This is a genomic window from Qipengyuania sp. (assembly GCF_965277845.1).
In the GTDB taxonomy this organism is placed as follows: domain Bacteria; phylum Pseudomonadota; class Alphaproteobacteria; order Sphingomonadales; family Sphingomonadaceae; genus Qipengyuania.
Genome location: NZ_OZ255844.1, coordinates 1,606,013 through 1,625,101 on the forward strand (window position 1 = coordinate 1,606,013; position 19,089 = coordinate 1,625,101).

The 19,089-nt window shown below is 64.6% G+C and carries 20 protein-coding genes and 1 tRNA gene; 7 read left to right on the forward strand and 14 right to left on the reverse strand.

The annotated features are described in order from the left end of the window. Nucleotides 1-14: 14 nt before the first annotated feature. From ACQY4G_RS07825 to ACQY4G_RS07870, 10 genes are all read right to left on the reverse strand, one after another. Nucleotides 15-224: a hypothetical protein gene (locus ACQY4G_RS07825; protein ID WP_421990043.1), complete on the reverse strand. Its 210-nt coding sequence runs from the start codon at nt 222-224 to the stop codon at nt 15-17. Continuing rightward, a complete protein-coding gene (gene ccoS / locus ACQY4G_RS07830; protein WP_421990045.1) occupies nt 221-373 on the reverse strand; it encodes a cbb3-type cytochrome oxidase assembly protein CcoS in 153 nt (50 codons plus the stop codon). Before ccoS ends, ACQY4G_RS07825 begins: the two co-directional genes overlap by 4 nt. Continuing rightward, entirely contained in the window at nt 370-2,493 is a 2,124-nt protein-coding gene (locus ACQY4G_RS07835; RefSeq protein ID WP_421990047.1) for a heavy metal translocating P-type ATPase, read from the reverse strand. Before ACQY4G_RS07835 ends, ccoS begins: the two co-directional genes overlap by 4 nt. Further along, entirely contained in the window at nt 2,490-2,936 is a 447-nt protein-coding gene (locus tag ACQY4G_RS07840; protein ID WP_291175004.1) for a FixH family protein, read from the reverse strand. The genes ACQY4G_RS07835 and ACQY4G_RS07840 overlap by 4 nt, the downstream gene beginning before the upstream one ends. Next, on the reverse strand, nt 2,933-4,519 hold the full coding sequence (gene ccoG, locus ACQY4G_RS07845) for a cytochrome c oxidase accessory protein CcoG (RefSeq protein WP_421990049.1): 1,587 nt from the start codon (nt 4,517-4,519) through the stop codon (nt 2,933-2,935). Before ccoG ends, ACQY4G_RS07840 begins: the two co-directional genes overlap by 4 nt. Then, complete coding sequence (ccoP, locus tag ACQY4G_RS07850; RefSeq protein WP_421990051.1) at nt 4,506-5,417, reverse strand: cytochrome-c oxidase, cbb3-type subunit III; 912 nt, start codon at nt 5,415-5,417, stop codon at nt 4,506-4,508. The genes ccoG and ccoP overlap by 14 nt, the downstream gene beginning before the upstream one ends. Next, nucleotides 5,407-5,571 carry a CcoQ/FixQ family Cbb3-type cytochrome c oxidase assembly chaperone gene (locus ACQY4G_RS07855; protein WP_067690494.1) on the reverse strand — a complete coding sequence of 55 codons (165 nt, stop codon included), beginning with the start codon at nt 5,569-5,571 and terminating at the stop codon, nt 5,407-5,409. Before ACQY4G_RS07855 ends, ccoP begins: the two co-directional genes overlap by 11 nt. Further along, nucleotides 5,568-6,332 (reverse strand): cytochrome-c oxidase, cbb3-type subunit II, encoded by a 765-nt coding sequence (ccoO, locus tag ACQY4G_RS07860; protein ID WP_067690497.1) that lies wholly within the window; start codon nt 6,330-6,332, stop codon nt 5,568-5,570. Before ccoO ends, ACQY4G_RS07855 begins: the two co-directional genes overlap by 4 nt. A gap of 12 nt (nt 6,333-6,344) precedes the next feature. Further along, nucleotides 6,345-8,021, reverse strand: a complete 1,677-nt coding sequence (gene ccoN, locus ACQY4G_RS07865; RefSeq protein WP_421990053.1) for a cytochrome-c oxidase, cbb3-type subunit I — start codon at nt 8,019-8,021, stop codon at nt 6,345-6,347. A gap of 80 nt (nt 8,022-8,101) precedes the next feature. Further along, nucleotides 8,102-8,803 carry a helix-turn-helix domain-containing protein gene (locus tag ACQY4G_RS07870; protein ID WP_421990055.1) on the reverse strand — a complete coding sequence of 234 codons (702 nt, stop codon included), beginning with the start codon at nt 8,801-8,803 and terminating at the stop codon, nt 8,102-8,104. A gap of 142 nt (nt 8,804-8,945) precedes the next feature. Here ACQY4G_RS07870 and ACQY4G_RS07875 point away from each other — a divergent pair, with 142 nt between their 5' ends. Then, complete coding sequence (locus ACQY4G_RS07875) at nt 8,946-9,614, forward strand: OmpW/AlkL family protein (protein ID WP_421990057.1); 669 nt, start codon at nt 8,946-8,948, stop codon at nt 9,612-9,614. 140 nt (nt 9,615-9,754) lie between these two features. Next, a tRNA-Gly gene (locus ACQY4G_RS07880) sits at nt 9,755-9,828 on the forward strand. Nucleotides 9,829-9,845: 17 nt separating this feature from the next. On the opposite strand, the gene ACQY4G_RS07885 is transcribed toward ACQY4G_RS07880, so the two are convergent. After that, complete coding sequence (locus ACQY4G_RS07885; protein WP_421990059.1) at nt 9,846-10,640, reverse strand: SDR family oxidoreductase; 795 nt, start codon at nt 10,638-10,640, stop codon at nt 9,846-9,848. A 79-nt stretch (nt 10,641-10,719) separates the two neighbouring features. Here ACQY4G_RS07885 and ACQY4G_RS07890 point away from each other — a divergent pair, with 79 nt between their 5' ends. The 4 genes from ACQY4G_RS07890 to ACQY4G_RS07905 all read left to right on the forward strand — a co-directional run bounded on the left by ACQY4G_RS07890 (nt 10,720) and on the right by ACQY4G_RS07905 (nt 12,990). Continuing rightward, nucleotides 10,720-11,283, forward strand: a complete 564-nt coding sequence (locus ACQY4G_RS07890) for a hypothetical protein (protein WP_421990061.1) — start codon at nt 10,720-10,722, stop codon at nt 11,281-11,283. A 91-nt stretch (nt 11,284-11,374) separates the two neighbouring features. Beyond that, the gene (locus ACQY4G_RS07895; protein ID WP_067690546.1) at nt 11,375-11,836 is read left to right on the forward strand and encodes a Dps family protein; all 462 of its coding nucleotides are present in this window, start codon (nt 11,375-11,377) and stop codon (nt 11,834-11,836) included. Nucleotides 11,837-11,911: 75 nt separating this feature from the next. Next, on the forward strand, nt 11,912-12,532 hold the full coding sequence (locus tag ACQY4G_RS07900) for a 6-phosphogluconolactonase (protein ID WP_421990063.1): 621 nt from the start codon (nt 11,912-11,914) through the stop codon (nt 12,530-12,532). Then, nucleotides 12,520-12,990 (forward strand): NUDIX domain-containing protein, encoded by a 471-nt coding sequence (locus ACQY4G_RS07905; RefSeq protein WP_421990065.1) that lies wholly within the window; start codon nt 12,520-12,522, stop codon nt 12,988-12,990. Before ACQY4G_RS07900 ends, ACQY4G_RS07905 begins: the two co-directional genes overlap by 13 nt. Here ACQY4G_RS07905 and dinB read toward each other — a convergent pair. After that, nucleotides 12,987-14,117, reverse strand: a complete 1,131-nt coding sequence (gene dinB / locus ACQY4G_RS07910; RefSeq protein ID WP_421990067.1) for a DNA polymerase IV — start codon at nt 14,115-14,117, stop codon at nt 12,987-12,989. The genes ACQY4G_RS07905 and dinB overlap by 4 nt on opposite strands. A 67-nt stretch (nt 14,118-14,184) precedes the next feature. Between dinB and ACQY4G_RS07915 the strand changes: the two genes are divergently transcribed. Continuing rightward, nucleotides 14,185-15,450, forward strand: a complete 1,266-nt coding sequence (locus tag ACQY4G_RS07915) for a multidrug effflux MFS transporter (RefSeq protein WP_067690558.1) — start codon at nt 14,185-14,187, stop codon at nt 15,448-15,450. Here the strand turns inward: ACQY4G_RS07915 and ACQY4G_RS07920 are convergent. Both ACQY4G_RS07920 and ACQY4G_RS07925 read right to left on the reverse strand, forming a co-directional pair. Then, nucleotides 15,447-16,997: an acyl-CoA carboxylase subunit beta gene (locus ACQY4G_RS07920; protein WP_421990069.1), complete on the reverse strand. Its 1,551-nt coding sequence runs from the start codon at nt 16,995-16,997 to the stop codon at nt 15,447-15,449. The two genes, ACQY4G_RS07915 and ACQY4G_RS07920, sit on opposite strands and share 4 nt — an antisense overlap. A 121-nt stretch (nt 16,998-17,118) precedes the next feature. After that, the gene (locus ACQY4G_RS07925; RefSeq protein WP_421990071.1) at nt 17,119-18,990 is read right to left on the reverse strand and encodes an acetyl/propionyl/methylcrotonyl-CoA carboxylase subunit alpha; all 1,872 of its coding nucleotides are present in this window, start codon (nt 18,988-18,990) and stop codon (nt 17,119-17,121) included. Between the last annotated feature and the right edge of the window lie 99 nt (nt 18,991-19,089).

A 19,089-nucleotide genomic window follows, 5' to 3' on the forward strand; every position in this document is an offset into this window, starting at 1 on the left:
GACGCATCAGGCCGTCATTGAGCGAGATCAAATTTCTTGCGGCACGAGCCGGCATGACACCCTTTGGTGGTGCACGGTGCCTGCGGCGGCTGGTCGCGTTCGATCGGGATCTCGATCGTCCCGCCTCCGCAAATCTGCGCGGTGATGCTTGCCGCCTGCGCGGGCGGCGGACCCACGGCAAGGGGCAGCAGAGCGGCAAGGCCGAGGAAAAGCGAATTGGTCACTGCTCGTCCTCCTCGTCATCGATAAGGATACGCTGGGCGGCGCCGTCGAGGTCCTCGAACTGGCCCTTGCGCATGGCCCAGAAGAACCCCGCCAGTCCGAGCAGGCCCATGCCGAGCGCGATGGGGATCAGAAAGGCAAGCCCGCTCATTGCGCGGCCCTTGCCAGGCGCAACGAATTCCCGACGACCACCAGCGAGCTCAGCGACATGGCCAGTGCCGCGATCAACGGAGTGACCATCCCCGCCAGCGCGATCGGCAGCGCGACGACGTTGTAAAGGATCGCGAAAGCGAAATTCTGGCGCACGATCCGCATCGTCCTGTGGGCGACACCCACCGCCAATGCGACCGGCATCAGGGCCTTGCCGAGGAAGACGGCATCGGCGGCCTGCTGGCTGACGTCGCTCGCGCTGCCGGGAGCGATCGAGGCGTGCGCGGCGGCAAGGGCGGGGCCGTCGTTGATCCCGTCGCCGATCATCAGCGGACGATGGCCCGCGGATTTGAGACCTTCCAGCAGGGCCAGCTTGTCGTCCGGCAACAACTGCGCCTGCCATGCCATGTCGAGGTCGCGCGCGACGCCTTCGACCGAGGCCGCCCGGTCGCCCGACACGATCCGGCTCTCGACGCCGTCGCGCGCCAGCACCCTGACGACTTCCTGCGCATCGCTCCGGACAGGGTCGGCGAAGGCGATGATAACGCTGTCATCGCCGATCCGAAGGCTTGTCGAGAGGGTTGCGGTTTCGCCGTCGGGGCGTTCGAGTGCCACTTCCACGCCACCGAGCAAGCCCACCACGCCGCGGCCGCCTTGCTCGCGAATGTGCTCGACCGGCGCCGCGACGACGCCCTGCCGCTCGAGCGCGCCGGAAATCCCCCGGCTGAGCGGGTGACGGCTGTTCCGCGCCAGGGCGAGCGCCACGCCGGCCTGGTCGGGCGAAAGGTGATCGAGCCGCGGCACCGGTTCGCCCAGTGTCAGCGTGCCGGTCTTGTCGAACAGCGCCAGATCGACTTCGGCCAGCCGTTCGAGCGCGCTGCCGTCCTTCACCAGCAGCCCGCGTTTGGCCAGCGCTCCAGAGGCGACGACCTGTGCCGCGGGGACCGCCAGCCCCATCGCGCAGGGGCAGGTGATGATCAGTACGGCGATCGCGATGACCAGCGATTGGTACACGCCTGCGCCGGCCAGCATCCATCCGACGAAGGCGAGCAGCGCCAGCGAATGGACCGCCGGAGCGTATAGCCGCGAGGCGCGATCGGCGATCCGGACGTATTGGCTGCGCGACTGGCCCGCCTCGTCCATCAGCCGCGCGATTTCGGCCAGCGCGGTGTTCGACGCAGCCGCAGTGACGCGGACCTTGAGCGGATTGCCGAGGTTGATTGCCCCGGCATAGACCGTCTCGCCCGCTGCCACGCCCTGCGCGGCGCTTTCCCCGGTCAGCATCGAATTGTCGAGCGTGGATGCGCCCTCTTCGACCACGCCGTCCGCCGCCAGCGCTTCTCCGGCCGGGACCAGCATCAGCATTTCCGGCTCCAGCTCTTGGGCACTCACGGTGCGGCTGGTCCCGTCGTCGCCCAGTACGGTGGCGCTGCGACCCATACGCGAGAGCAGGGCGCCGATCCCCGCGCGGGTCTTGTCGCGCATCGTCGCGTCGAGCGCGCGGCCCGCGAGCAGGAAGAACAGGAGCATGACCGCACCGTCGAAATAGGCATGCTCTCCGCCGGTGGCGGTTTCGTAGATGCTCAGTGCGACGGCAAGCAGGACGCCGATCGAGATCGGCACGTCCATGTTGGTCCGCCGGTGACGCAGCGCCATCGCCGCGCTCGCGAAAAAGGGGCGCCCGGCATAGGCGACCACGGGAATTGCGATCAGCGCCGACAGCCAGTGGAACAGGTCGCGAGTCACACCGCCCGCGCCCGACCACACGCTGACCGAAAGCAGCATGATGTTCATCATGCCGAAGCCGGCGACCGCCAGCGCGCGCAGCAGTGTCCGCGTTTCCTTGTCGTCGCGCGCGAGCGGGTTGTCGGCGACGGCCTGTGCCTCGAACCCGATCGCCGCGATCGCCTCGACCAGCGCCTGTTCGCCGAGCGTGTCGTCGTGACGCACCGCCACGCGCTTCGACGAGAAATTCACCCGCGCCGATACGACGCCCGGCAGGTCGGCAAGCCCGCGCTCGATCTTGGCGATACAGCCCGCGCACCGCATTCCCGGCACGGTGAAGCGCGTGTCTTTCAGGACCGCTGCATCGAAAGTATCGAGAGGGACCGGGGCGTTCATCGGATCTGGACTTCATCCACCCAGGGCGTTCCGCCTGCATCGATCGCAAGGCGCACGATCCAGCGACCCGTCGGGACCGACCGGGTCGAAACGAAGCTGTTCTCGCCTGTCTGTTCGAACTGCAGGCTCATGTCCTCCGGCGTGCCGAGGGGACGCCGGAGATCGGCGGTGAGCAGCGCGGAGGCGGGGACACCGTCGGTCGTCACCGCGAGCCGCCCGTCGGCATCCCGCTCGAGCGATGCCGAATAGCCGAGCCGCTCGCTCTCGCGCGCCTGTTCGAGCCAACCGTTGAACTTCTGGCTGGCGACATAGGAATTCTCCACCACCACCCCGCCGAAACCGCCGATGGCGAGCGAGGCCATGTAGAAATTGACCGCGATCACGATGCCAAAGCCTGCGACCATGATCGTGGCCATGTCCTTGCCGGTAAATTCACGTCTCATTGTTCGCTCTCCGGAGCATCGAAGCGGGTTTGTACGGTATCGCTCTCGCGCTGCTCGTCGAGCGAAGTGACGCGGAAGGTGAATTCCTGAGAGGTCACGCCCGCGGGCACTGCGACATAGGCGCGTACCTGACGGACGAGGTCGGCGGGAACGGAAACGGTCTGCGTGGACGCCGCAGCGGTGCGATTGATCGTTTCGGTCCACATGACCGCGCCGGGCAGGCCTTCGACCGCGATTTCCATTTCGCGCGGGCGGCTTTCCATATTGCGCAGCTTGAGCGTGTAGGCATTGCGCACCGATCCGTCGCTCAGCAGCATGAAAGGCGGGTTGCGGTCGGGCGCGACGGTCAATTCGGTGTGGCTGCGCACGCCGAGCGCGAACAGCATGGCCCCGCCGATCCCGGCCCAGATCAGGAAATAGGCGATCGTCCGGGGGCGCAGCAGCGTGCGCCAGGGCGATTTCGGAGTCTCGCCAGCCGCTTCGCGCTCGCAATCCTCCAGCGTCGCATAATCGATCAGGCCGCGCGGCCTGCCGATGTCCTTCATCACCCGGTCGCAGGCATCGATGCAAAGTGCGCAGGTGATGCAGCCGATCTGCGGTCCCTCGCGGATGTCGATCCCGGTGGGGCAGACCTGCACGCATTGCTGGCAATCGATGCAATCGCCGAACTGGTCGGGGTTTTTCTGCGCCTTCTTGACGCTGCCACGCGGTTCGCCGCGCCAGTCCTTGTAGGTCACCAGCAGCGACTGTTCGTCCATCATGGCGGTCTGGATACGCGGCCAGGGGCACATGTAGATGCACACCTGCTCGCGCATGAATCCGCCCAGCGTAACGGTGGTCAGCGTTAGGACAGCGACCGTGATATAGGCGATCGGATCGGCTGTCCCGACGAAGAAATCGCGAAACAATGTCGGTGCATCGGCGAAATAGAGAATCCACGCCCCGCCCGTCGCAAGTCCGATGAGCAGGTAGATCGTCCACTTCGAAGCGCGGCGAAACACCTTGCCCCAGGTCCACGGCGCGGCGTCGAGCCGGTGGCGGGCGTTGCGGTCGCCATCGACGAAGCGGTCGACATGCTGGAACAGGTCGGTCCAGACCGTCTGCGGGCAGGCATAACCGCACCAGGCGCGTCCCACCGCGCTGGTGACGAGGAACAGCCCCATCCCCGCCATGATGAGCAGGCCCGCAACGTAATAGAATTCATGCGGCCAGATCTCGATGCCGAACATGTAGAAGCGGCGGTTGGCGAGATCGACCAGCACCGCCTGGTCGGGAGCGTAGGGGCCGCGATCCCAGCGGATCCACGGCGTGACGTAATAGATCGCCAGCGTGACGACCATGATCAGCCATTTGAAACGCCGGAATGGTCCGTCGATACGCTTGTTGTGGACGACCGCGCGGCTTTCGTAGAGCCGTTCGGGCAAATGCTCGCGCGGCGGTTCGTGCGGCTCGTGGCGGCGAGTCGTCGCCTCGGGTTCGGCGACCGCGCTCGAGACGGGATCGTTGGTCTTCGCGACCCCGTCCTCGACGACGACCGACCAATCGCGGTCGCCGCCGGGTTTGCGTTCGTCAGGGTTGTTCATCGACCTCTACCTCGGGATCTTCGGCGACCTCAATGAAGTCTTCGCCTCCCCCGAGCGAATGGACATAGGCGGCGAGCATCTTGATGGTCACCGGATCGAGCCGTCCCTCCCACTTGGGCATCATGCCCATGCGCGGCTGGAGGATCTGGCGCCTGATCGCCTCGCGGCTGCTGCCGCGCAGCCAGATCGCATCATTGAGCGTCGGCGCGCCGAGCTCACGATTGCCGCTGCCGGCCGGTCCGTGGCAGGCGGCGCAATTGTCGGCATATAGCTGTGTTCCGACAGCGTTGGTTTCTGCATTGCCACTCAGCGAGAGGACGTGATCCACGAGCGAATCGAGCTGCGCGCTATCGAAAACACCCTCATAGGGCGGCATGACGCTGAACCGCGTTTCCGGATGGTCGCTTTCACGAATGCCGTGCACCAGAGTGTATTCGATCGCCCTGAGGTCGCCGCCCCACAGCCAGTCGTCGTCGTTGAGGTTGGGATAGCCCAGGTCCTGACTGCCCGCCGCGCCCGAACCGTGGCATTGCACGCAATTGACGCGAAACGCCGCCGCGCCGCCGGCAACCGCCTGCTGCATCAGCCCGCTATCTTCGGGCAAGCGCTCGATCGGAGTGCGCGCAAGCTGTTCGCGAACGCTGGCGCGTGCCTGGTCGGCGGCACTCATCTCCTTGGCCAGTTCACCCCGGCTCGACCATTCGAGCACGCCCACGGTTGCCCGGTCGATCATCGGCCAGGCCGGATAGGCGATGACGTAGCCGATCGAGAAGATGATCGTCAGATAGAAGGTCCACAGCCACCACCGCGGCAGCGGCGTGTTGAGTTCTTCGATACCGTCCCATTCGTGACCGACGGTTTCGGTTCCGGTCGGTTCGTCGATGCGCTTATTCGCCATCGTCTTGTCCCTTGAAAATCATCGTCGCGGCGTGGTGGTTGCGCTTTTTGGCGCCGGGCCGGAACGGCCAGGCACACAGCCCCACAAATAGGATCAGCATGGCCACCAGCGCATAGCTGTCGGCGAAATGGCGCAGGGTTTCGTAGAGGCTCATCGACCCTTCTCCTCCGCCAGTTCCTCGAGCGGTGCCGCGCTTTCGAAATCGACCAGCGTGCCGAGCATCTGAAGGTAGGCGATCAGCGCGTCCATCTCGGTCAGCCGGTTCGGATCGCCGTCGAAATCGCGGATCTGCGCCTTGGGATAACGCTGGGCGAGGTCGCCCGGATCGACATCGGGATCGGCCTGCGCCAGCATGTCGACATGCGCCCTTTCGAGGTCTTCGTCGCTATAGGGCACACCGACCCGGCGCAGCGCGGTGAGCGTCGCCTTGGGATCGCCGATGTCCAGCTCTGTGTCCTTGAGAAACCCGTACTGCGGCATGACGCTCTCGGGCACGACGCTTTGCGGGTCCTCGAGGTGCTGAACGTGCCATTCGTCCGAATAGCGCCCGCCCACGCGCGCCAGGTCAGGCCCGGTCCGCTTGGAGCCCCATTGGAAGGGGTGGTCGTACATGCTCTCGGCCGCGAGGCTGTAGTGGCCGTAGCGCTCAACCTCGTCGCGGAATGGGCGGACCATCTGGCTGTGGCAGGTATAACAGCCTTCGCGAATGTAGATGTCGCGCCCCGCCTGCTCCAGCGGCGTATAGGGCCGCACACCCTCAACCTCTTCGATCGTGTTCTCGAGGTAGAACAGCGGCGTTATCTGGACGAGTCCGCCGATGGCGACCGTCACGAAGGTCGCCACGGCCAGCAGGGTGATGTTGCGTTCGAGCCGCTTGTGGCCCTTGACGGTTTCTTCGACGACGGGGTCTGACATGGTCGTGCGATCCTATTCGGCCGGAACGGTTTCGGGACGGGGCTGGACGATGGGGCGGTCGGCCTGCGGGTCGTAGGCGGCATCGCGCAGCGGTGCCTCTTCACGCAGCCTTCCTGCCAGCGTCATCCAGATGTTGTAGGACATGATGAGGGCACCCGAGAGGTACATGATCCCCCCGATCGCGCGCATCACATACATCGGGAACATGGCTGCCACGCTGTCCGCGAACGACCAGACGAGATAGCCGTCGGGTCCGTATTCGCGCCACATGAGCCCCTGCATGATGCCGGCAACCCACATGCTCGCGGCGTAGAAGACGATGCCGATCGTCGCGAGCCAGAAGTGCCAGTTGATCATGCGCAGCGAATACATCCGCTCGCGCTTCCACAGGCGCGGCACCAGGAAGTAGACGCAGGCGAAGGTGATCAGCCCGTTCCATCCCAGCGCACCGGAATGGACGTGTCCGATGGTCCAATCGGTATAGTGCGAAAGCGAATTGACGCTCTTGATCGACAGCATCGGCCCTTCGAAAGTGCTCATGCCGTAGAAGGCCAGCGCCATCACCATCATGCGGATGATCGGATCGGTGCGGACCTTGTCCCACGCGCCGTTGAGGGTCATCAACCCGTTGATCATGCCGCCCCAGCTGGGCATCCACAGCATGATCGAGAAGACCATGCCCAGCGTCTGCGCCCAGTCGGGCAGCGCGGTGTAGTGGAGGTGGTGCGGACCTGCCCAGATGTAGAGGAAGATCAGCGACCAGAAGTGGATGATCGACAGGCGGTAGGAATAGACCGGGCGTTCGGCCTGCTTGGGGACGAAGTAGTACATCATCGCCAGGAAGCCCGCAGTCAGGAAGAAACCGACCGCGTTGTGGCCGTACCACCACTGGGTCAGTGCATCCTGCACCCCGGCGAAGGCGGAATAGCTCTTGGCGCCCAGCAGGCTCACCGGCATTGCGAGGTTGTTGACGATGTGCAGCATCGCCACGGTCACGATAAAGGCGAGGTAGAACCAGTTGGCGACGTAGATGTGCGGTTCCTTGCGCTTCGCCAGCGTGCCGACGAAGACGACGAAATAGGCCACCCAGACGATCGTTAGCCACAGGTCGACGTACCATTCGGGCTCGGCATATTCCTTCGACTGGGTGACACCGAGCAGATAGCCGGTCGCGGCCAGCACGATGAACAGCTGGTAACCCCAGAAGACGAAGCGGGCGAGGCCGGGGAAGGCGAGCTGCGTACGGCAGGTCCGCTGGACGACGTAGAAACTCGTCGCGAGCAGGGCATTGCCGCCGAAGGCGAAGATCACCGCGCTGGTATGCAGCGGACGAACGCGACCGAAATTGAGATAGGGCTCGAAATTGAGCTGCGGGAAAGCAAGCTGCGCCGCGATGAACACGCCCGCAAGCAGTCCAGCAAGACCCCAGAACATCGTCGCGATCACGCCCCAGCGGATCACGTCGTCGTCATAACGCGAGGGCGTGTCGGGCATCTTGAAGAAGCCCTGTGCCTTGCCCAGCGGATCGAAGCGCGAGGCGCTCATCCAGATCATCACGAATGCGAGTGCGGCGATTATCGTGGCGTGCGCGGCAAATCCCGCGTCGGCGGCCGCAACCGCCGCGCCGATCGCCGCGAGCATGATAATGAACCACAGGCCAATCCGGCCCAGCGCGGCTTCAGCGTGCATAAGGGTCTCCGTCCGTTTGAGCGCGGCCTAGGCTGCCGGCCCGGCAGCCGCATTGATCTGAATCAATTTGGCGAAAGAAATCAGGCGGCATCACGCAGGTACCCCGCGCGAGCCTTCAGCATCCCGACATCGTGCAGCACGATGCCCGACCGGCCGGTGGTCGCGATCGCCCCAGCCTCGCGCAGGAGGCTGAGCTGGCGGCTGACGGTTTCGATGGTCAGGCCGAGGCTTTCGGCGATGTCGCGGCGAGACATCGGCAGTTCGAGCAGGACCGATCCGCCCTTTCCCACCCCGATGCGTTCGCCCATCGCCAGGAGAAACACCGCTACCCTTTCCGATGCGGTCTTGCGCCCCAGAGCGATGGTCTTCTCGCGGCAGCGCCTGAGCGAGCCGGTGGTGTTGTCGAGCAGGTGGCGCAGGATCGGTGCCTCGCTCGCCGCGAGGTCGAGAAATTCGTTCGCGCTGAAGGTCAGCAGGTCGCAATCGCGCAAGGCGCAGACCGAATAGGAATAATTGTCCTGTTCGGGCACCGTGAACACGTCGCCGACGAAATGGAAGGCGACGATCTGGTCGCGCGCCTCCGAAGCATGGGCAACCAGCTTGGTTGCTCCGTGTCCAACGAAGATGAGCTGCGAAGAAGTGCCCTCGAATTCGAGGGCGCGGTCCCTGTCCAGCGCCACCAGCCGGGCAAGCGACTGAAAGCGGAGATGTGCCGCGTCGGAAAGGTTCGCAGACAGGATTTTGCGTGCGAACCGATCGAAGGCTTCGGGGAAATTCGTCATGCCCTCTAGTCGCGCTTCGCAAAGCGGATTTCTTTGACGCAGATCAATGAAGGCGGAAAATTCGATCTCCAGAAGGACTTCGAGCGCTGCAACCATCCTGGGACGCATGGGGCGACCACTGCAGCGCATGAGGACCAAGGAAATGAACAAGTTGCTCGCGAGCGCTCTTGCCGGTGCGGCAATGATCGCCACCCCCGCACAGGCGCAGGACAACGACGGCAAGCTGCAGGTCAAGCTGCTCGGCACCCTTGTCGCGCCCGATGGCGAGATTACCGAACTGAGGACCGATATCGTCGGCCTGCCGGCAGGCACGCAGACCGAGGCGAACGATAATTTCGTGCCCACATTGGCGGTGGAATATTTCGTCGCGCCGAACGTCTCGATCGAAACGATCTGCTGCCTGACTCAGCACGATGTCGATGCGGTTTCGGGCCTGCCCGGGGCGGAACTGGTTTCCGATGCCAAGGTGATCCCGGCGACCTTCACCGCGAAGTACCATTTCGATGTCGGCGGCGCGAAGCCCTATGTCGGCGCAGGTGCGACCTATTTCTGGTGGGTCGATGTCGAACCGGGCGCTGACACCATCCCGCTGGGTGTGACGCGCACCACCTTCTCCGACGAATTCGGCTTTGTGCTGCAGGCCGGCATCGACCTCCCGCTCGGCGAAAACGGCTTTGGCCTGACCGTCGATGCCAAGCGCTATTTCGTCGACACCACGGCGCGCTGGTTCGCCGGCAACACGCTCGCCATCGAAACCGAGCACAAGCTCGACCCCTGGGTCCTGAGCGCGGGCGTCAGCTACCGATTCTAAAGGGCGCAAGGCACTCTAAGAGAAAAGCGACCTCCAGCGCGCTTTGCCGGAGGTCGCTTTTCGGTTTGGATTTCGTCACCGCGCGATGCCCTGGCCATTGACCTGAGGTCGTCTTCGATCCAAGGGCGTCGGCGCGGCAGGCGGGTGTAGCTCAATGGTAGAGCAGCAGCTTCCCAAGCTGACGACGAGGGTTCGATTCCCTTCACCCGCTCCAGCGCTTCCCAACCCTCGCTATTTCGGCGGCATCCGGATCGCGCCATCCAGCCGGAACTGGTGGCCGTTGATGTAGCTGTTGCGCGCAATCTCGCAGATCAGCGAGGCGAACTCTTCCGGATGGCCGAGGCGTTTGGGGAAGGGCACGCTGGCGTTGAGCTGGTCCCACATCTGCGGATTGCGATCCTTCATGCCCAACATCAGCGGGGTGGCGAATATGCCGGGCATGACCGAATTCACGCGGATGCCGATATCCATGAGGTCGCGTGCCATCGGCAGCACGAGGCCGTTCACGCCCGCCTTGCAGCTGCCGTAGATGACCTGGCCGATCTGCCCGTCCTGCGCCGCGACGCTGGCGGTGAGCGTGATGCAGCCGCGTTCGCCATCCTCGTTGAGCGGCTCGCTATTGGCCATGCCCAGCGCCGAATGGCTGGCGATGCGATAGGAGGAGACGAGGATCCCTTCCGCGCCGAAAGCGTAATCCTCGGTCGCGAGCCGTTTGTAGCGCCCGTTTTCCTTGTCCCAGCCCAGCGTCTTGCCCCGGCGGCTGGTCATGGCGCAATGGACCGTGACGCGCTCCTGTCCGTGTGCCGCGCGCGCCTTGTCGAAACCCTCGATCACCGATTGTTCGTCGGTGATGTCGACACGCGCGAAAATGCCGCCGATCACTTTGGCATGCGCTTCGCCCGCCTCTTCGTTCACGTCGAAGATTGTCACTTTGAGCCCTGCGTCCGCGAGCGCCTGTGCGCTCGCCTTGCCCAGACCCGATGCGCCGCCGGTTACGACCGCCGCCATGCCCTTCGTCAATTGCACGAAATGCTCTCCCTCTGTGTTTCTCGCCGCGGCGTGCTATCGCATGCTGTCGGGTATAGGAAGGGGAGCGGGAACCGCCATGACATCGCTGATCTTCGCCATGGTCGCCAGCTTCCTTGCCGCTACCGGCGCGCGCGACCAGTTGCTTGTTTCGCGGCTGGCAGGCGTGCTGGGCGGATCGAACGGATTGCTGGCGGTGGCGCTGGCCAGTTCGGCGGCGGCGGCAGCGATTGCCGCTTGGTTCGGGGCGCAATTGTCGCAGACGATGTCCGAAAACTCATCGACCATGTTCGTGGCCATCGCTTTGCTGCTGGCGGCGTTCGAATGCGCCTGGCCGAACCGCGAAAAGGCGCCGAAAGAGCCCACCCGCTCGCTCGGCGCGATCGCCATCGTGCTGTTCGCTCGCCAGCTGACCGATGCCTCGCGCTTTCTCGTGGCTGCGTTTGCGGTCGTGTTCGCATCCTGGCCGCTGGCGGGCCTCGGTGGGGCGCTGGGGGGCGGCGCTGCCGTCTTCGTCGGCTGGGCGATGGCGAACAGGCTGGAGGAACGGCTGCCGCTGCGTACGATCAGGATCGGCCTTGCCGTATTGCTTTTCATACTCGCAATGATCACGGGATTGAGCGCCCGCGGTATAATCGGATAAGGCGATCACAGCGACTATCCATAATCTAGAAACCCAAGCGTGAATTGGCCGTTGGTGAGGTGAATATCCAATCCACGAAGGGGAACACTACATGGCCGAAGTCGGCGACAATTCGAAAGCAGGTCTCGTCAGCGCGCTGAATGGAGCGCTGGCGGATACGACCGCACTCTATTTCAAGACCAAGAATTTCCACTGGCACGTGGCGGGGCCGCGCTTTCGCGACCTCCACGTTCTGTTCGACGAGCAGGCCGCCCAGCTTATCGGCACCGTCGACGATCTGGGCGAGCGCGTACGCAAGAACGACGAGTATACGCTCACCTCGATCGGCAGCGTGATGAAGCACACGCGCATCGACGATCAGGACGACGTGACCCTCACTGCCGATGCGATGGTCAGGGAATTGCGCGACGACAATCGGAAGCTGCACACGCGCCTCGGCGAAGTGAAGGAAGCGGCGGAAGAAGTCGGCGACAATGCCACCAGCGGTATCGTGGACGACTGGATCGACCAGACCGAAGAGCGCATCTGGTTCCTCAACCAGACCAGCAAGTAAACGCATAGCTATGCGAAAGCGCCTGCGGGCCGCCTTTCCCCTTGGGGACGGGCGGCCTTGGTGTATCAGGGGCACATGGAAAATGTGACGATCGTCGAGGGCTCCAGCGACGCCGCGATTGCGGACTGGCTGGCGGTGCAACTGGGCAAGGCGCTCGACGGCCGCGATGGTCCGGTCACGATTACCGTGCCTGGCGGATCGACTCCGTTCCCGATCATGGACGCCCTGCTCGAGCACGATCTCGACTGGACGCGACTGGTCGTGTGGCCGGGCGACGATCGCGTGGTGCCCGAGGATCACGCGGCCTCGAATACCGGCAAGCTGCGCGATCTGTTCGAACCGGCGGGCGCGGAAGTCGTCACTCTGAGCGAGATGGAAGCGGTGCCGCGTTTCGCGCTGGCCTGGCTGGGTATGGGCGCGGATGGGCATATCGCCTCGCTGTTTCCCAACATCGATCCGCAGGTCGACGAATCGCGCGCCATTCTGCGCCTGACGCCCGACCCGCTACCGCCCGAGGCGCCCTTCGATCGGATCAGCCTGACGCTGCCGTCGCTTCTGGCGAGCGATCGGATCCTGTTCGTCATCCGCGGCGAGGAAAAGCGCGCCGTGCTCGACCAGGCAATTGAGGGTGAACACGATCTGCCGGTTGCGCGGCTGCTTCGGGCAGCTACACAACAGGTGACATGCTTCACCTGATCCCCGCGCCGCTGTATCGGCTGGCCCTCAAGGTCGCTCACACCCTGCGCCACTGCTGGCGGCGAACCACAGGCAGGACCGGAACCGGCGTGAGCGTGATCGCGCGCGATCTCGACGGAAAGCTGCTGCTTGTACGTCACAGCTACGGCCCGTCGGGGTGGTATTTCCCCGGTGGCGGCGTGGGGCGAAAGGAGTCGCCCGATCAGGCCGCCCGGCGAGAGCTGCAGGAGGAAACCGGCTGCGCAATCCAGCGAATGGCGATTGTCGGTGTGATCGAGGAGAAGATCTCGGGAGCCCCCCACACCGCACACATCTTCGAAGGAGTGGTCGATGCGATGCCCAGGGCCGACGGCCGCGAGGTGATCGAGGCGCGGTTTTTCCCCGTCCACTCGCTGCCCGAACCGCTTGGCCCGCGCACGAAGACACGGCTGGAATTATGGCAGTCGGGTAAGAGTTAGAGCAGGGAAAGCTGCGCGTCGGGGCGCTTCGCTTCCTCGTCGCCATCGCGTTCCAGTTTCGACAACGTCAGTCCCATCAGCCTGATCGGCATCGGCAGCGGCAATACCTCTTCCAGCAGCGCGCGGCCGATAGCGGCGAATTCCTGCTTGTCGGCGATCGGCCGGTCGAGCGTCCTGGCGCGGCTGAAGATCTGGAAATCGGTGTATTTCATCTTCAGCGTCACGGTGCGGCCCCTGGCTTCGGCGCGCTCGATATAGCCCCACACGATGTCGATGATGTTCTCCATCGTCTCGCGCAGCTCGCTGCCCGTCGACAGGTCGCGACTGAAAGTCCGCTCGCCGCCGACCGACTTGCGGATGCGGCTCGATCGCACGGGCCTCAGGTCGATCCCCCGCGCGGCGCGATAGAGGTAGTCGGCAAAGCTGCCGAAATGCGCGCGCAGCCACTCGATGTCCTTGGCCGCGAGGTCTCCCCCGGTTTCGATGCCCAGCTTCGCCATCTTTTCCGCACCCTTGGGGCCGACGCCGTGGAACCGTCGGATCGGCAGGTCCGCCACGAAACGCGCGCCTTCGCCCGGGCGGATGACGCACAGCCCGTCGGGCTTGTTCTGGTCGCTCGCGATTTTGGCGAGGAATTTGTTGTAGCTCACCCCCGCACTTGCGGAGAGCTTCGTCTTGGCGCGAATTTCCTGGCGGATCAGTTCGGCGATGCGCGTCGCGCTGCCGATGCCGAGCTTGTCCTCGGTCACGTCGAGATAGGCCTCGTCGAGACTGAGCGGTTCGACGAGATCGGTGTGGTGACGGAAGATCGCGCGGATTTGCTGCGAGACTTCGCGATAGACGTCGAAGCGGCTCTTGCAGAAGACCAGGTCGGGGCACAGCCGCTTGGCCGTGACCGACGGCATGGCGCTGCGCACGCCGAACCTGCGTGCTTCGTAGCTTGCGGCTGCGACTACGCCCCGCCCGCTCGATCCGCCCACCGCCACGGGCTTGCCGCGAAGTTGGGGATTGTCGCGCTGTTCGACGCTGGCGAAAAAGGCATCCATGTCGACGTGGATGATCTTGCGAAGGCCATCCGCTTCCGCAGCGGTCTCTCCCGCATCATCCGTGTCTTTCGCGTCACTCATTGCGACCCCAAGATAGGCGCACGGGTTGCAAAGCGGAACCTTGTGGCGCACCTGCCATTTCGTGCAGATGCGAACCGATCAGCTAGCAAGCGGCGAACGCCCGTTACCCGACCGGGCCAAACGCCCGATGATCGGCGAGCGCGAACTGATCTGGATGATGGCCCTGCTGATGGCCTGCAATGCCTTCGGCATCGACGCCATCCTGCCCGCGCTCGACGAGCTTGCCGGCAGCCTGGGCGCCGAGGGCAACGACCGGCAGTTCGTGGTGGGTGTCTACCTGCTCGCGGCGGGCGTCGGGACGCTGATCCCCGGGTCCTTTGCCGACCGATTCGGTAGGCGACCGGTGCTCTTTTCGGCACTTGGGGCATATATCCTGTTGTCGGTGGCCTGTGCCGCCGTCACGAGCTTTACACAGCTGATCGTATTGCGCGCGCTGCAGGGCTTTTTCGCGGCGGGCATCATCGCCTTGCCACCGGCGATCATCCGCGACCGCGTGGGCGGCGACAAGATGGCCCGGATGATGAGCCTCATCTTCGTGATCTTCCTGCTCGTCCCCGCAGTGGCACCGAGCATTGGGCAAGGAGTCCTGCTGCTATTCGGCGACTGGCGCTGGATCTTCGTCGCGATGGCGCTTCTCGGCGTGGTGATGACGGTCTGGGTCTATGTGCGCCTGCCCGAGACGCTGCACGACGATGATCGCCAGGAGATCAACATTTCGGTCATCGCCATGAACATGCGCAGTGCGGTCACGCTTCGCTCCACCATCGGCTATACGCTGGCCAGCGCGCTGGTCTTCGGCGGATTGTTCGGCTTCATCAATTCGTCGCAACAGCTGATCGGCGAGGCTTTTGGGGCGGGCGACATGTTCCCGCTGCTCTTCGCCTTCTGCGCGGGATGCATGGCGCTCGCCAATTGGTCGAACAGCCGCATCGTCGAGCGTTTCGGCGCGCGCCGCGTCAGCCACACCGCGCTGTTCCTATTCATCGCCATCGCGGCGCTGCAGCTGTGGTTCGCCAGCCAGCCCGACGAAACCTTGTGGACCTTCATCCCGTTGATGGCGGCCAATATGAGCCTGCTGGGCTTTATCGGTGCCAATTTCGGCTCGATCGCGATGCAGCCCTTCCGCCATATCGCGGGGGCCGCCTCGAGCGCGCAGAGCTTCCTGCGCATGACTACCGGCGCGCTGCTGGGTGCGGCTGTGGGCTACGCCTATGACGGAACTGCCCGCCCGCTGGCCCTGGCATTGCTGGTGACCGCGACGATGAGCCTGATCTTCGTGCTCTATTCCGAGCGCGGCTCGCTGTTCGGCCCGCCGGAACCGGATCTGGACTAGGCCTCGGCGCGCAGCCTGCGCCAGGCCAGCCCGGCGAATTCGCACAGCAGGGGCCGTGTATCGCGCGGATCGATAATGTCTTCCACGTTGAAGCGTTCGGCGCTGCGGAAGGGCGAGGTGACCTTGTCCAGCCGGTCGCGGATCGCCGCGAGTTCGGCCTCCGGGTCCTCGGCGGCTTCGAGTTCGGATTTATAGGCGACCTCGAGCCCGCCCGCGATGGGAAGCGAACCCCAGTCGCCCGAAGGCCAGCAATAGCGATACTGGAAGGTCTCGGCATTGCTCATCGCGCTGCCCGCGATACCGTAGGCGCGGCGCAGCACCACCGATGCCAGCGGGACCGTCGCCTTGTAGATCGCATTCATCGCCTGCACGCCGTAGCGGATGGTGCCCGCCATCTCCGCCTCGCGCCCGATCATGAAGCCGGGGTTGTCGACCAGATGGACGATCGGCAGGCGGAACCGGTCGGCAAGCTTGACGAAGCGTTCGACCTTTTCGCTAGTCTTGGCCTCCCACGACCCGCCGAGATAGCTCGGGTCGCTCGCCAGGACCGCCACCGGCCAGCCATCCAATCGGGCGAGCGCGGTGATGCAGGCGCGGCCCCACATGCGGCCGATTTCGAACACCGTGCCCTGGTCGAAAACCATCTCCATGCAGCGGCGCATCGAATAGACCTGCTTGTCCTCGCGCGGGACGAGCGAGAGCAGCGCTTCCTCGCGCCGGTGGACCGGATCGGTACAGTTGGAGCGGCGCGCGAGCTGGCCGACATGTTCGGGCATGAATGACAGGAAATGCCGCGCGCGGGCGAAAGCCTCGGCCTCGCTGGCGACTTCGTCGTCGACCACGCCGTTGCGCGTGTGGATGCCGCTCCCGCCCAGGTCTTCCTTGGCTTGGCTGTGGTCGTCGGAACCCTTGTAGCTTTCGCCCAGCCCATCGACCACGGCGGGTCCGGCGGCGAAGATCTGACTGAGGCCCTTGACCATGATCGAGTAATGGCTGGCGACCGTGCGCGCTGCACCAAGGCCCGCGGTGGGGCCGAGTGCGAGCGCGACGACCGGCACCGTATCGAGGTTCTTCACCACGTCCGACCACCCCGGCACGGCAGGGATATAGGTCGCGCCGATCTGTTCGAGCGTCTTGACGCTGCCGCCGCCGCCCGTGCCGTCGATCATCCGGATGAGCGGGAGTTTCAGCTCATGCGCCATCTTCTCGGCCTGCACCATCTTGCGGCTGATCCCCGCATCGGCCGCGCCGCCGCGAATGGTGAAATCGTCCGCCGTCGCGACGACTGGGCGGCCGTTTATCTCGGCCTTTCCGAACAGGAACGGGGCAGGGAGGACGCCCGTAAGGTTGCCGTCCTCGTCATAGGCACCCTTGCCGGCGATCTTGCCGATCTCGCGGAAGGTGCCATCGTCGCACAGCGCCGCCAGCCGGGCGCGGGCATCCATCTTGCCGCGAGCATGCTGGCGGGCAACCTTCTCCTCGCCACCCATTTGTTCGGCCAACGCCTCGCGGTGGCGCAGTTCCTCGAGTTCTTTTTCCCAGCCCATGCGCGACCAATAACCAAGCCGTCGTCCCAGCGAAAGCTGGGACCGCCATCGGTGTCGCGCCCGTGAGGGACCGATCCCAGCTTTGCCCTTCGGTCAGCTCGCGCTTGCGCTGGGATGACGGCTAATCTTCGGTGGGCTCGACAACCGCCAGCACCGCCTCGACCTGCACCTGCGCGCCAGCACTGGCGGAAAGCTCGGTGACGGTCCCGTCGAACGGCGCGGTAAGCGCGTGCTCCATCTTCATCGCCTCGAGCACCATCAGGCGCTGGCCCGCGTTGACCGCATCACCCTCGGTCACATCGACGGCGATGACCTTACCCGGCATCGGCGCGAGGATGGCACCGTCACCCGCCGCTCCGGCACCCGAACCGCGCGCTTGGCGTTCGAAGACGAAGCTCTGCCCGTCGGCGAAAACCACTGCGCGTTCGGGGTCTACGAAGCCGGTTGCATGGCTTTCAGCATGCGAACGCGCAGCAGGAATACTACGCGTTTCGCCCTTGTGGGTGAGCACCGCGTCGAGCACGCCCGGGGCGTTAAGGCGCACGCCGATCGGCAGGTCGTCGTGTTCCTCAGTCTCGGCCAGTGCGACAAAATCGGCAGCAGTCTGCCAGATCTCGGCATCCGCCTCGTCGGATGACACGAGGACTTCAAGTTTGGATTCGATGAAGCCGGTGTCGAGATTGGCCTCCTCGAAATCCTCATCGCGCAGGCAATTGGCGATGAAGGCTGCGTTGGTCTTGACCGGCCATATCTCGACGCTTTCGGCGATATCGGCGAGCTGATCGATCGCCTCGGCGCGGGTCTCGCCCCAGACGACGAGTTTGGCGACCATCGGGTCATAGAAGGGCGAGATCATGTCGCCTTCCTCGACCCCGGTTTCGATCCGGCCTTCGACGCCGAGGTCGAAATGTTCGAGCCGTCCGGTCGAAGGCAGGAAGCCCCCGGTCGGGTCTTCGGCATAGAGGCGCGCCTCGATCGAATGGCCGTCTATGAAGAGTTCCTCCTGCTTCAGCGGGATCGACTCGCCGCTCGCCACGCGCAGCTGCCACTCCACCAAGTCCACCCCGGTGATCTCCTCGGTCACCGGGTGTTCGACCTGCAGGCGCGTGTTCATTTCCATGAAGAAGATGCGGTCGGCGCGCAGGCCTTCGCTGGCGTCGGCGATGAATTCAATCGTGCCCGCGCCCTCGTAGTCGACTGCTTTCGCAGCGCGCACGGCGGCGGCGCAGATTTCTGCGCGCGTTGCCTCGTCCATGCCGGGGGCGGGGGCTTCCTCGATCACTTTCTGGTGACGGCGCTGGAGCGAGCAGTCGCGTTCGAACAGGTGGACGACATTGCCGTGGGCATCGCCGAAGACCTGCACTTCGATATGGCGGGGGCTTGTGATCCACTTCTCCAGCAGAACTTCGTCGTTGGAGAAGCTCGCCTTGGCCTCGCGCCGGCAGCTTTCGAGCGCGGCTTCGAAATCCGCCGCAGCATCAACCTTGCGCATGCCCTTGCCGCCGCCGCCCGCGACCGCCTTGATCAGCACGGGATAGCCGATCGCGTCGGCTTCTTTCTTCAGACGCTCGACCGACTGGTCCTCGCCTTCGTAGCCAGGCGTCACCGGCACGCCCGCCTCGCGCATTAGTTTTTTCGCGGCGTCCTTCAATCCCATCGCCTCGATGCTCGATGGCTTGGGGCCGACCCAGATCAGCCCCGCATCGATCACTTCCTGCGCGAAGCCTGCGTTCTCCGACAGGAATCCGTAGCCCGGATGGATCGCCTCCGCGCCGGTTTCCTTGGCCGCAGCGATAATCTTCTCGCCGACGAGATAGCTCTCAGCGGCGGGCGAGGGGCCGATATGTACCGCTTCGTCGGCTTGGCGCACATGCAGCGCCTTGGCATCGGCATCGGAATAGACCGCCACCGTGGCGATATCCATCTCGCGCGCGGTGCGGATGATGCGGCAGGCGATCTCGCCGCGATTGGCGATCAGAAGCTTTGAAATCATGCGGGCGGGTTAGTCCGCCGAGCGCGAAAAGCAAACCGTTCGTGTCGAGCGTGGTCGAGCCACATTGGCAGCCGGTATCTCGACCACGCGCTCATGCGC